At 39.2% G+C, this 12,917-nt stretch carries 8 protein-coding genes and 1 pseudogene; all 9 read right to left on the reverse strand.

Going from position 1 to position 12,917, the window contains the following annotated elements; genetic code table 11:
• Window positions 1-57: 57 nt before the first annotated feature.
• Window positions 58-900: a carbohydrate ABC transporter permease gene (locus LPC09_RS24475; protein ID WP_231308653.1), complete on the reverse strand. Its 843-nt coding sequence runs from the start codon at window positions 898-900 to the stop codon at window positions 58-60.
• Complete coding sequence (locus tag LPC09_RS24480) at window positions 900-1,844, reverse strand: carbohydrate ABC transporter permease (protein WP_231308654.1); 945 nt, start codon at window positions 1,842-1,844, stop codon at window positions 900-902. The genes LPC09_RS24475 and LPC09_RS24480 overlap by 1 nt, the downstream gene beginning before the upstream one ends.
• 80 nt (window positions 1,845-1,924) lie before the next feature.
• Window positions 1,925-3,226: an ABC transporter substrate-binding protein gene (locus LPC09_RS24485; protein ID WP_231308655.1), complete on the reverse strand. Its 1,302-nt coding sequence runs from the start codon at window positions 3,224-3,226 to the stop codon at window positions 1,925-1,927.
• A gap of 252 nt (window positions 3,227-3,478) precedes the next feature.
• Complete coding sequence (locus LPC09_RS24490; RefSeq protein WP_231308656.1) at window positions 3,479-5,086, reverse strand: CTP synthase; 1,608 nt, start codon at window positions 5,084-5,086, stop codon at window positions 3,479-3,481.
• A gap of 296 nt (window positions 5,087-5,382) precedes the next feature.
• Window positions 5,383-5,949: a DNA-directed RNA polymerase subunit delta gene (rpoE, locus tag LPC09_RS24495; protein ID WP_098795409.1), complete on the reverse strand. Its 567-nt coding sequence runs from the start codon at window positions 5,947-5,949 to the stop codon at window positions 5,383-5,385.
• 669 nt (window positions 5,950-6,618) lie between these two features.
• The gene (gene icmF / locus LPC09_RS24500; protein WP_231308657.1) at window positions 6,619-9,879 is read right to left on the reverse strand and encodes a fused isobutyryl-CoA mutase/GTPase IcmF; all 3,261 of its coding nucleotides are present in this window, start codon (window positions 9,877-9,879) and stop codon (window positions 6,619-6,621) included.
• 32 nt (window positions 9,880-9,911) lie between these two features.
• The gene (locus tag LPC09_RS24505; RefSeq protein WP_098795407.1) at window positions 9,912-10,532 is read right to left on the reverse strand and encodes a TetR/AcrR family transcriptional regulator; all 621 of its coding nucleotides are present in this window, start codon (window positions 10,530-10,532) and stop codon (window positions 9,912-9,914) included.
• A gap of 34 nt (window positions 10,533-10,566) precedes the next feature.
• Window positions 10,567-11,704, reverse strand: a pseudogene (locus LPC09_RS24510) (acyl-CoA dehydrogenase).
• A 22-nt stretch (window positions 11,705-11,726) separates the two neighbouring features.
• Window positions 11,727-12,869, reverse strand: a complete 1,143-nt coding sequence (locus tag LPC09_RS24515) for an acyl-CoA dehydrogenase (RefSeq protein WP_231308658.1) — start codon at window positions 12,867-12,869, stop codon at window positions 11,727-11,729.
• Between the last annotated feature and the right edge of the window lie 48 nt (window positions 12,870-12,917).

Genomic DNA, 12,917 nt, shown 5'->3' on the forward strand with positions numbered 1-12,917 from the left:
TTTGAAGCAATTTACAATTTGATAATGGGCAAAAAAGGATAGTAATAAATTAAAATTTTATTTAACTGCACCATCTGTAATACTAGAAATAAATAGTCTGTTAAACAGTAGGAAAATAATTAATAAAGGGACTGTAGCCCAGAATACTCCAGATAGAATCATACCGAAGTCAATGTTGAATGTGTTACTTAATGTCGCCAGGGCAACTTGAATTGTATACATTTCTGGATCTCTTAAAATCGTAAATTGCCATAAGAATTCTCCCCATACAGCTGTGAAGACGATAATACCTAATGTTGCAAATGCAGGTAAAATGATCGGCAGCACAATACTGCGGTAGATTCTGAAATTCGAACACCCATCAAGCTTTGCTGCTTCAATTAATTCATCAGGCACCGAATTGCTTACATATTGCCTCATTAAGAAGATTCCTAATGGATTTAAGAAAAATAGAATCGCAACACCTTGTAATGTATCAAGCAAACCTGCTTTTGAGATTAAATAGTATTGCGGAATTAACCCTAACTGTGGAGGGATAACCATTGTTAAAAGAATCGCAATAAACAATGCGTTTTTTCCAGGAAATCTAAATTTCGCAAAAGCAAATCCTGCTAGTGAGCTAATGATTAACACAACGATTGTTACTGATGTACAAAGAATCACAGTGTTTAACATCGCTTGGAAGAAATCAATGGCACCCAATACCTTCTGGAAGTTTTCCACTAACAAGTTACCCGGAGTAATCGTTGGCGGAATGGAGTTATAAGCTGAACTTGGGCGGGTTGCCATTACAAACATCCAATAAAATGGAAACAATGAAAAAAGTGATGCTAGAGTAAGAAATGTATAGATGAAAATTCTACCTTTTGAAAACTTTTTTGTTCCTGCTACGTCACCCATTAGTTAGCTCCCTCCTTTTTTCTACCAATTTTCCCTGATGTTATTAACGTATTAATCGCAGAGAAGACGATGATGATAAATAACAAAATAACCGCTGTTGCTGATGCTGTACCAAAAGATTGTAATTTAAAGGCATCGCGGTATAGATACATAACAACTGTCATTGCTTCATCTCTTGTAAATGCTGATGCACCTAAGAATACGGTTGGTTCAGCGAATAATTGCAGTGCACCAACTGTTGAGAAGAAAACAGTTAAAATGATAAACGGCTTTAACATCGGCATTGTAATATAAAGCATTTGTTGGAACTTATTTGCACCATCAATTGTTGCTGCTTCATACAGGTCATTTGAAATACTTTGAAGACCCGCTAGATAAATGATTGTGTTGTAACCAACCCATCTCCAAAATACCATGATGGAGATTGCAATTTTTGTACCCCATTCAGATGAAGCCCAGCTAACCGGATCAAATCCAAACACGCCTAGTACATAATTGGCTAAGGAAGTTTCGTGATTACTAAATAACACACTAAAAATGAGGGCTACTGCAACCATTGACGTAATATATGGCATGAAGATCGTAACTCGGAAGAAATTTCTAAAGCGGAGAAACGATAGATTTAATAGAAATGCAAGGATAATCCCAACAACTAATTGAGGGGCAGTACCCATTAATCCAATAACGATTGTGTTATATAAAGATTTCCAAAATAGTGGATCTTCTAATACAATTTTGAAGTTATTTAACCCAGCAAACTCCATAGGGCTTAGCCCATTCCATTTTTGGAAAGCTAGATATAAACTGAATAACGCCGGATATAAACCAATAACAGCAAAGATGATAAAGAAAGGTGAAACATAAAGATAGCCAGAAATCATGTCTTTCTTTTCTTCTGATAGAAACCTTTTCTTTTTGACTACTTTTTCGTTTGCAGAAACCATTTTCACTCCCCGTTTCTTTCAGTAAAACTAGATATGGTGCAACGATGCGCACCATATCTTAGCTTCATTCATTTTTTGAATTAACGATTTACTAAATCTTGTGCACGTTTAACAGCAGCTTTCCACTCTTCTTCTGGATCCGCACCGTCTTGAACGTTTTTAAGTGCATTTAGAACTTCTTGGTGTACTGGGAAGTATTTTTCACCTTTATAAACGGCACCTTCGATATCTTGTGCTGCTTGAGCAAATACTTCAGATGTTACTTGACCACCAAAGAACTCATCTTGGTTAGAAGTGAACTCTTCCATTTCATACACAGCTGGTGCAGATGGGAATAATCCATTGCTTTGGAATGATTTTAATTGGTTTTCAGGTGATACTAACCATTCAACGAAATCATATGCAGCTTGTGCATTTTCAGTTTCACTTGGGATTGCGATGTAAGATCCACCCCAGTTAGCAGCAAAATCAGTTGGTAAAGTAGCTACTTTGAAGTTACCTGAAGCATCTGGAGCATTACCTTCCATCCAACCTTTTAACCAGCCAGCACCTAATTCAGCAGCGAACTCACCAGTGTTAACAGCGTTTGACCATTCTGGTGTCCACATATCAAATTTACCAACGATTCCAGCTTTATCTAACTCAACAGCATAATCGTATGCTTTTTTAACCGCACTACCTTCTTCATCTAAAATTAACTCACCATCAGGATTTAAGTATGTTTCAACAGCAGAATCAAGATAGGCTCTGTAAGCCATTTCAATACTGTCTACGAAAGGTTTACCAGTTTTCTCTTTTACTTGTAATCCAGCTTCTTTAAAAGCTTCTGGAGAATTGATTAATGCTTCTACTTCAGCAGGCTCAGTTGGTAGACCAGCTGCTTCGAATACATCTGTACGATAGTATAATGCTTTAGGTCCAATATCAGTTGGAAGACCGAATAAGAAGTCTCCATCTGCATTTTCACCAGCATTCCATTTCCACTCTAGGTATTGATCTTGAACGTCTTTTGCACCAAGATCATATAAGTTTGCAAAACGATCTTGAGCAGCTTTGAAACGATCAAATTGATCTACTTCTAACATCGCGATATCAGGAGCACCACTACCAGCTGATAAAGCTGTGAATAATGCATCATGGTGTTCAGCTGTTTCGGAAGATTTAAATTTTATTGTTACGTTTGGATTTTGTTCTTGATATTCTTTTACTAACTCTTCATAGCCTGTTGCACCGAAAGCCCAGAAGTTTAGTTCTACTTTTTCATCTCCACTTCCGCCACCCTCTGAAGCGGTTTCATTTTTATCCCCACCGCTACATGCCGCTAACGAAAATGCTAAAGCTAAAGACAAACCGGAAGCTAACCATTTTTTCTTGCTTTTCATTTTATTTCCCCCTTGGTTTTTGTTTTATAACCGTTACCCGTTACGGAAACCGATTTCCCTATCAGGAAAAAATTAAAGTGGTTTTCGTTACTGGAAACCGCTTTCAACTATGATTATATCTTCTATTATTCTATAAATCAATCTATTTTTTGAAAAAATTAAAAACTTTTTAAAAACCGGTTTCCATATCTATTTCCTTCTATAGTAAAGCTAATTAAAAAGCCATCCTTATAGGATGGCTTAACTAATGTTTTATAATTTTTCAGCAGCCGTTAATGATGCGCGAACAAAGTCACGGAATAGTGGCTGTGGTCTTGTAGGTCTTGATGTAAATTCTGGATGGAACTGTGATGCTACAAACCAAGGATGATCTTTTACTTCAATGATTTCGACTAAGCGGCCGTCTGGAGTTGTACCCGAGAAAATAAAGCCAGCTTCTTCCATTGCTTGACGATATTCATTATTGAACTCATAACGATGGCGGTGACGCTCGTAAATCACTTCATCTTGGTATGCCTCGTATGCACGAGTTCCCTCTTGAAGCTTACTTGGAGATAAACCAAGACGTAATGTTCCACCTAAGTCTTCAACATCTTTTTGCTCAGGAAGTAAATCAATTACTGGATAAGCTGTGTTAGGATCAATTTCAGCAGAATTTGCTCCCGCTAAGCCTAATACATTACGAGCATATTCAATTGAAGCCACTTGCATACCTAAGCAAATTCCTAAGAAAGGCACTTTATTAACACGTGCATAGTTCGTTGCAACGATTTTCCCTTCAACACCGCGGTCACCGAAGCCACCAGGAACTAAAATACCATCAACATCTGCAAGCTGATCTTTTACGTTTTCAGATGTTAATTCTTCTGCGTTTACCCATTTGATTTCGATATCAGAATCATATTCATATCCAGCGTGGCGAAGTGCTTCAACAACAGAAATATATGCATCTTGCAGTTCAACATACTTCCCAACAAGAGCAATTTTTGTTGTTTTTGAAAGGTTCGTAACACGTTGTACAAGCTCTTTCCATTCTGTCATATCCGCGTCATTGCAATTTAGTTTCAAGTGATTGCATACAATTGTATCTAAGTTTTGATCTTGAAGATCTAGTGGGATGCTGTATAACGTTTCTGCATCACGGCACTCGATCACTGCGTTTTTATCAATATCACAGAATAACGCAATTTTATCTTTCATATCTTGAGAAATTGGCATCTCTGTACGAACAACGATCACATTTGGTTGAATACCAAGACTTCTTAATTCTTTAACACTGTGCTGAGTTGGTTTAGTTTTCATTTCACCAGCAGCTTTAATATATGGTACAAGTGTACAGTGGATATACATCACATTGTCACGGCCAACATCACTTTTCACTTGGCGAATGGCTTCTAAGAATGGTAGTGATTCAATATCCCCTACTGTTCCACCAATCTCTGTGATAACAACATCTGCACCTGTTTCTTTACCAGCGCGAAATACTTTGTCTTTGATTTCATTTGTGATATGTGGAATAACCTGAACAGTTCCACCTAGATAGTCACCACGGCGCTCTTTCTTTAGAACAGTTGAATAGATTCTACCTGTTGTCACGTTGTTAAACTTAGTTAAGTTTTCATCAATAAAACGCTCATAATGACCTAAGTCTAAGTCTGTTTCTGCACCGTCTCCTGTAACGAATACTTCACCGTGCTGATACGGACTCATTGTTCCCGGGTCCACATTTATGTACGGATCGAATTTTTGGATCGTTACACTGATTCCACGGTTTTTTAATAATCTTCCTAGTGATGCAGCTGTGATCCCTTTACCTAAAGATGATACAACTCCACCTGTTACAAAAATATACTTTGTCATGGTCTTCCCCCTCAGAAGCTAATCTTTTTTTATTTTGTACAAGAAATGAAAAAATCATTTGAAAAACGATGAATAAGAGTGAAAAATTTTGTGAAATTCAGGGGTAAGCCTGTCCTACTTAACAATTCTAAATCATTTTAGAATTGAACTTTAAACTTTTATATAAAATAAGAAAGCTCCCTTCCAAACAAACTTGAAAGGGAGCTGTAATTGTTTAATTAAACGAACAATCTCTTTTTAAAGAGCCCAAAATAGATTCTACCTAGTTAGAAAAAGAAAGTCAAGACGATTTGATTTTATTTTTCTTCGTCTGAATCATCATCAAAATCGTCGTCTTCTTCGTCATCATCAAGGTCGTCATCATAGTCATCGTCATCATCATCGATTAAATCATCATCATCATCTTCATCTAAATCGTCTGCATCATCTATATCATCAAAATCATCTTCTTCTTCGTCGTCATCTGAATCATCGTATTCATCGATATCGTCATATTCGAGGTCTTCCTCATCAAGCTCATCGTATACATCATCCAGATCTTCATCGTCTGCTTTTTTCGATTTTTTCTTTTTAGGTTTTGCAACAGGAACGATTTCTTCTTCAATTTGCTCGTATGGATACCATGTGCGTAATCCCCACATGTTTTCACCAACACAAATAAAACGGCCATCGATGTTGATGTCTGTATAAAATTGAGCAATTTTATCTTCTACTTGTTGCTGTGATAATCCTAGAAGATCAGCAATTTCTTTTACTAAATCACTAAATACGTAAGGTTTTCTTGCTTCTAAGAAAAGTTCATAGGCAACCTCAACCATTGCCATTTCTTTTATTTGTTCTTCTGTTAATTGTTTTAGACTCAAGTTCCGGCACTTCCTTTCTACATCATCGATCTATTGTAAATCCAGGGCCGCTTTCTAGTGTGGTTCTGTTATCTTAGACAGAATTCAGCTAGAATAAGCCAATTAAGTAGAATAAACTTTAAAATATGTACATAGCAAACCTATCAAATCATACCATTCATTATAAACAATTTCTAGCAGTTTATGCCACCTTTATCATGTAAAAATTGATTTAGGAGTGTTTTTAGGTTATTTTTGCCACCATCTCGCAACTCTTTATCCACTAAAACGGTCTTCATCACATGCATGAAGACCATCTCAGCACGTTTCACCCACTTAAACAGTCTTCATCTCGCCTATGAAGACCATCTCGCAACTCTTCACCCACTTAAACAGTCTTCATCTCTCTTATGAAGACCATCTCAGCACGCTTCACCCACTTAAACAGTCTTCATCTCGCCTATGAAGACCATCTCACAACTCTTCACCCACTTAAACAGTCTTCATCTCGCCTATGAAGACCATCTCGCAACTCTTCACCCACTTAAACAGTCTTCATCTCGCCTATGAAGACCATCTCGCAACTCTTCACCCACTTAAACAGTCTTCATAGCCTCGTTAATGACAGCCGGAAGTGTCACACCTAGCCACTAAAAAAAACAGAAACCGGCGTAACCGGTTTCCCCAACTCTACATATTCCTTCTATATTGTCCCCCGACCTCATATAATGCCTGCGTAATTTGGCCAAGGCTGGCTACTTTTACAGTTTCCATTAGTTCGGCAAAGATGTTGCCGTTGTGGATAGCTTTGTTTTTTAGGTTCAACAATGCTTCTTCAACTTTGTGCTCGTGTGTTTGTTGGAAGGCCTTTAAGTTTTGGATTTGCGTTTCTTTTTCTTCCTGTGATGCACGGGCGAGTTCCATGTTGTCCATCATGTCTTGTGATGGTGGGTTTGGATTTAGGTAAGTGTTTACACCGATGACTGGCAGTTCACCTGTGTGTTTTTTCATTTCATAGTGCATCGATTCATCCTGGATTTTGCCGCGTTGATATTGTGTTTCCATTGCGCCTAGTACACCGCCGCGTTCATTAATACGGTCAAATTCCTGTAGTACTGCTTCTTCTACTAAGTCTGTTAACTCTTCAATAATGAATGAGCCTTGCAGCGGATTCTCATTTTTCGTTAAGCCATGTTCTTTCGTAATAATCATTTGAATCGCCATTGCGCGGCGTACCGATTCTTCAGTTGGCGTTGTGATCGCCTCATCATAGGCATTTGTGTGTAATGAATTACAATTATCATGCAGGGCCATTAGTGCTTGAAGGGTTGTGCGAATATCATTAAAGTCAATTTCCTGGGCATGCAGGGATCGCCCTGATGTTTGAACATGATATTTTAGCTTTTGACTTCGTTCATTGGCGCCGTATTTGTCGCGCATGACGGTTGCCCATATTCTCCGGGCAACGCGACCGATAACCGTATATTCCGGATCGAGTCCATTGCTGAAGAAAAAGGATAAGTTAGGTGCGAATGAATCAATATCCATTCCTCTGCTTAAGTAATATTCTACATACGTAAACCCATTTGAGAGAGTAAAGGCTAGTTGTGAAATTGGATTGGCTCCTGCTTCTGCGATATGATAGCCAGAAATGGAAACAGAGTAGTAATTTCGCACCTTTTGATCAATAAAATATTGCTGAATATCTCCCATTAAACGGAGGGCAAATTCTGTTGAGAAAATACATGTGTTCTGTCCTTGATCTTCTTTTAAAATGTCGGCTTGCACGGTTCCTCTAACTGTTTGCAGGGTGAAGGCTTTTACTTCATCATATTCTTCCATTGTTAACGAGCGACCGAGCTCAGCTTCCTTCTTGCTTAGCTGCTGTTCAATCGCAGTATTCATGAACATCGCTAAAATGATTGGTGCTGGACCATTAATCGTCATGGAAACAGATGTGGAAGGCGCACATAAATCAAAGCCATCATAAAGCTTTTTCATATCATCTAATGTACAAATGCTTACTCCACTTTCCCCGATTTTTCCGTAAATATCAGGACGGTAGGCTGGATCTTCTCCGTATAGTGTTACTGAATCAAACGCTGTACTTAAACGCTTTGCGTCATCATCTTTTGATAAATAATGAAAACGGCGATTTGTGCGGGCAGGAGTTCCTTCACCGGCAAACTGTCGTTTAGGATCCTCTCCTTCTCGTTTAAATGGAAACACACCTGCTGTATATGGAAAAGAGCCTGGTACATTTTCTTTATAAAGCCAATTTAAAACATCACCGTCATTTTTATATTTTGGTAATGATACTTTCGGGATGGATAATCCTGATAGGGAAGTGGTTCTAAGCTTTGTAACAATTTCTCTGTTGCGAATAACCGTTGTAAATTGCTCTTGAGCATATTTCTCCTTTGTTTCTTCCCAGCTATTTAAAAGTGCTTTTGATTGAGGTGTTAGCTTTTCCTCAAGAGAATTCAGGACATTTTTTAAAGATAAAATCACTTCTTCATTTGTTTCCTGTTCCATAAGCGTTTCAAGCGCACCTTTTAGTTGAAACCTTTTTGTCGCAAGCTCTGCTTGTTCCTCTGAGTGACGATGATAGTTTCGAACAGTTTCACTGATTTCTCTTAAGTAATAACGGCGTTCAGGCGGAATAATCACGTTTTGCTTTTCCACATCTTTAACAACCGGAAGAGAGGTTTGCCAATCTAGATTTGTTTTTTCATTGATTAATTCTAGTAGCCTTGCGAATAGAGTGTTTGTGCCTAAATCATTAAACTGACTGGCAATTGTGCCATAAACAGGCATCTCATCTAGTGGCTGATCAAATAGCATTCGACTGCGCTGCACCTGCTTTTGCACTTGGCGCTTCGCATCTTCAGAGCCTTTACGCTCAAATTTATTGATGACAACCACATCAGCATAATCGAGCATATCAATTTTTTCTAATTGAGATGGTGCCCCAAATTCACTTGTCATGACGTACATTGATAGATCACATATCTCAGCGATTTCTGCATCACCTTGACCAATACCGCTTGTTTCAACGATCACAAGATCAAAGCCAGCTGCCTTTACAATAGAGATCGCATCTTGAATGGCCAATGATAGCTCTGACTTTGATTGTCTCGTTGCCAAGCTTCTCATAAACACTCGTGGAGAAAAAATGGCATTCATGCGGATTCGATCTCCAAGCAATGCCCCACCAGTTTTTTGCTTCGTTGGATCCACGGATAATATGGCGATTTTTACTGATGGCAACTCATTTAAAAAACGTCGAATTAATTCATCTGTTAGTGAGCTCTTTCCGGCACCACCTGTTCCCGTAATCCCGATCACAGGTGTTTTCGTACTCAACGTTTTTATTTCACTAATTAGGTTTTCTGCTGCTTCTGTGATTTCTTGTTTAAACACTTTCGCTTCTGCACAAGAAATGAGTTTGGCAACTGCTTTTGTTTCTCCTTCTTTCACATCGTCCAAAGAGATTTCTCCCTTTTCAACGGTAGAAAAATCGCACTCTCTTAGCATATGGTTGATCATGCCCTGTAGACCAAGCTCGCGACCATCATCAGGAGAGAAAATTTTCGCAATACCATACTCATGAAGCTCTTTTATCTCTCGAGGAATAATGACTCCCCCGCCGCCGCCATAAAGACGAATATGTCCTGCTCCTTTTTCCTGCAGTAGATCGTACATGTATTTGAAAAATTCAACGTGTCCACCTTGATAGGAAGAAATGGCAATCCCCTGAACATCCTCCTGAATCGCAGCAGCCACGATTTCTTCAACTGAACGATTGTGTCCAAGATGAATCACTTCCGCTCCACTTGCTTGAAGGATTCGTCGCATAATATTAATGGAAGCATCGTGTCCGTCAAATAAACTTGATGCTGTGACAAAGCGAACAGCATGCTTTGGTTTATATACCTCTGTTATTGTCATTTATAAAAACACCCCTTTGATTGCCACAAAAGTTACTTCCCAACCCCTTGTAAAATAACCTTTGTTTGCAGCTCAATGTAATCTTCAAGCGTATACATTTTGTGAAGGGCCCAGCGTCTAAAGCCCCACATTTGGCCTTTGACAAAAATATTGTGAGCAATTAAATCACATTCTGGCTCTGATAACGTTAATTCCCCATTTTGCACACAGTCTTTAACAATTTTTTTAAACATCCCGACCATTTCCATTTCCTTTTTTAACACATATGGTAAAGCGTCCTTAGATAATGACTTAACTTCCTGATACATAACGAGCACTTCATCTTGCATCTCATCCATGACGATAAAATAATTGTGAATCGCTCGCTTTAAACTTTCTATTGTGCCTTGTTTTGTATCAATATCTTCCTCTAAGCGGGCATGAACCTGGTCATAAATGCTGTCACAAACTAAGTAAAGAACATCCTCTTTTTGGCGAATATATTCATACAACGTTCCGATACTAAAGCCGGCAGACCTTGCAATCTCTCTAGTTGTCGTGCGGTGAAATCCTTTTTCTTTAAAAAGATTGACCGCACCTTTAATCATTTGCTCTCTTCGCTTTTCAATTAACTTCTCATCCTTAACGGATGCGACAACTTCACGCTTTTCCATCTACCTCCCACCTATCACCGAAACTAGTATTCCTTTATTTCGTTAACATTCTAGAAATGACAAGTCGTTGAATTTCCTGTGTGCCTTCATAGATTTGTGTGATTTTGGCATCTCTCATAAACCGCTCAACAGGGTAATCCTTTGTATAGCCATAGCCACCAAATACTTGAACGGCCTCAGTTGTAACCTTCATCGCTGTGTCACCAGCAAAAAGCTTAGACATTGCTGATTCTTTACCATATGGCAACCCTTCAGACTCTAGCCATGCTGCTTGATAGGTTAATAATCGTGCAGCTTCAATATTTGTTGCCATATCAGCAAGCTTAAAGCTGATTCCTTGCTGAGCTGCGATCGGCTTGCCGAATTGCTCTCTTTCTTTTGCATAGGCAATGGCTGCATCCAACGCACCCTGTGCAATTCCAACTGCTTGAGCTGCTATACCGTTTCTACCACCATCTAATGTCATCATAGCAATTTTAAAGCCATCCCCAATCTCGCCTAATACATTTTCTTTTGGTACTTTACACTCTTCAAACATAATCTCCGTTGTAGGTGATGAACGAATGCCCATTTTGCTTTCTTTTTTTCCTACCGAGAAGCCTTCAAAATCTTTTTCAACGATAAACGCTGTTGTTCCTTTATGCTTGCTTGAAGGGTCTGTTACTGCAAATACGATATAAATATCGGCAATTCCTCCATTTGTGATGAAAATTTTTGAACCATTTAAAATATAATAGTCGCCGTTCACGAGCATTCGTGCGCATACCACCTGCATCAGATCCAGAGCTCGGCTCGGTTAACCCGTATGCTCCAATTTTTTCACCTAGTGCCATTGGCTTTAGGTATTTTTGCTTTTGTTCTTCATTTCCGAACTTATATAGGGGCCATCCTGCAAGCGACGTATGGGCGGATAACGTTACCCCTGTTGATGCGCATACTCTTGAAAGCTCTTCAACTGCGATCACATAAGCTAGATAATCACTGCCAATCCCACCATATTCCTCAGACCAAGGAATTCCTGTTAAACCTAGGTCGGCCATTTTTTTGAAAATGTCCATATCAAAACGCTCATGCTCATCGCGCTCTGCTGCTGTTGGTTCTACTTCTTTTCTTGCAAAATCTCTTACCGTTTTACGTAGCATTTCATGTTCTTCTGATAGTTTAAAGTACATCCCTTTCTCCCCATTTCACCGCTTATTTTTCTTTCACTACATGCTTGCTGATCACAATTCGTTGTATTTCACTAGTACCTTCATAAATTTCACAAACCTTCGCATCACGGAAATACCGCTCCACCGGGTAATCCTTTGTGTAGCCATAGCCTCCAAAGACTTGAATTGCCTCTGTGGTAACCTCCATCGCTGTTTTCGAAGCAAATAGCTTAGCCATCGCAGCCTGCTTGCCACATGGAAGTCCTTGTTCTTTTAACCATGCAGCTTGATAAACTAATAGCTTCGCAGCTTCTACATTTGTTGCCATATCCGCAAGCTTAAAGGAAATCCCTTGCTGGAGAGCAATTGGCTTGCCAAACTGCTTGCGCTCCTTGGCATAAGCTGTTGCCTTCTCTAGCGCAGCCTCGGCGATTCCGAGTGCTTGAGCAGCAATGCCAATTCGGCCTCCATCAAGATTGGCCATCGCAAGCTTAAAGCCTTCTCCCTCGTTCCCTAGAAGATTTTCAAGCGGGACTCTAGCATTTTCAAAAATTAACTCCGTTGTTCTTGATCCGTTTAAGCCCATTTTGTGTTCATCTTTTCCGATAAGAAAGCCCGGTGTTCCTTTTTCAACAATGAATGCCGATATGCCGCTGCTTCCTTTGTCCTCGCTTGTTCGAGCAAAAACAATATATATGTCAGCTTCACCACCATTTGTAATAAATACTTTTGATCCATTTAATAGATAGTGATCATCCTTTTTCATGGCTTTTGTTTTCATGCTTGCCGCGTCAGAACCAGAGCTTGGTTCTGTTAAACAAAAGGCTCCCAGACGCTCCCCTGTTGCAAGCTTTTTTACATAGTTGCTTTTTTGCTCTTCATTGCCAAACATGAGAATTGGGTAGGTTGCAACAGATGTGTGAACAGATAAAATAACAGCTACTGTTGCACTTACTTTGGCTATTTCATGAATGGCCATAATGTAAGAGGTGTAGTCCATGTTCGCCCCGTTATATTCGGTCGGAATTGGAATCCCCATTAAACCAAGTCCCGCCATTTTCTGAAGAACAGAGGATGGAAATACCCCTTTTTCCATCTCTTCCACAAATGGCTCAATTTCTGCTTTTGCAAAATCACGTACCATTTTTTGCATCATTACTTGCTCTTCTGTTAAATGTAGATTCACTTGATGCCCACCCCTTTGGAAATTGCAAAATTAAAATCCTATGTTTCT

It is taken from the genome of Metabacillus sp. B2-18 (genome assembly GCF_021117275.1).
Classification (GTDB): Bacteria; Bacillota; Bacilli; order Bacillales; family Bacillaceae; genus Metabacillus.

Excerpts from the sequence above, each read along its gene's own strand:
- LPC09_RS24490 (WP_231308656.1), bottom strand. The coding sequence starts at position 5,086 with ATGACAAAGTATATTTTTGTAACAGGTGGAGTTGTATCATCTTTAGGT.
- LPC09_RS24505 (WP_098795407.1), bottom strand. The coding sequence starts at position 10,532 with ATGGAAAAGCGTGAAGTTGTCGCATCCGTTAAGGATGAGAAGTTAATT.
- LPC09_RS24475 (WP_231308653.1), bottom strand. The coding sequence starts at position 900 with ATGGGTGACGTAGCAGGAACAAAAAAGTTTTCAAAAGGTAGAATTTTC.
- LPC09_RS24480 (WP_231308654.1), bottom strand. The coding sequence starts at position 1,844 with ATGGTTTCTGCAAACGAAAAAGTAGTCAAAAAGAAAAGGTTTCTATCA.
- icmF (WP_231308657.1), bottom strand. The coding sequence starts at position 9,879 with ATGACAATAACAGAGGTATATAAACCAAAGCATGCTGTTCGCTTTGTC.
- LPC09_RS24485 (WP_231308655.1), bottom strand. The coding sequence starts at position 3,226 with ATGAAAAGCAAGAAAAAATGGTTAGCTTCCGGTTTGTCTTTAGCTTTA.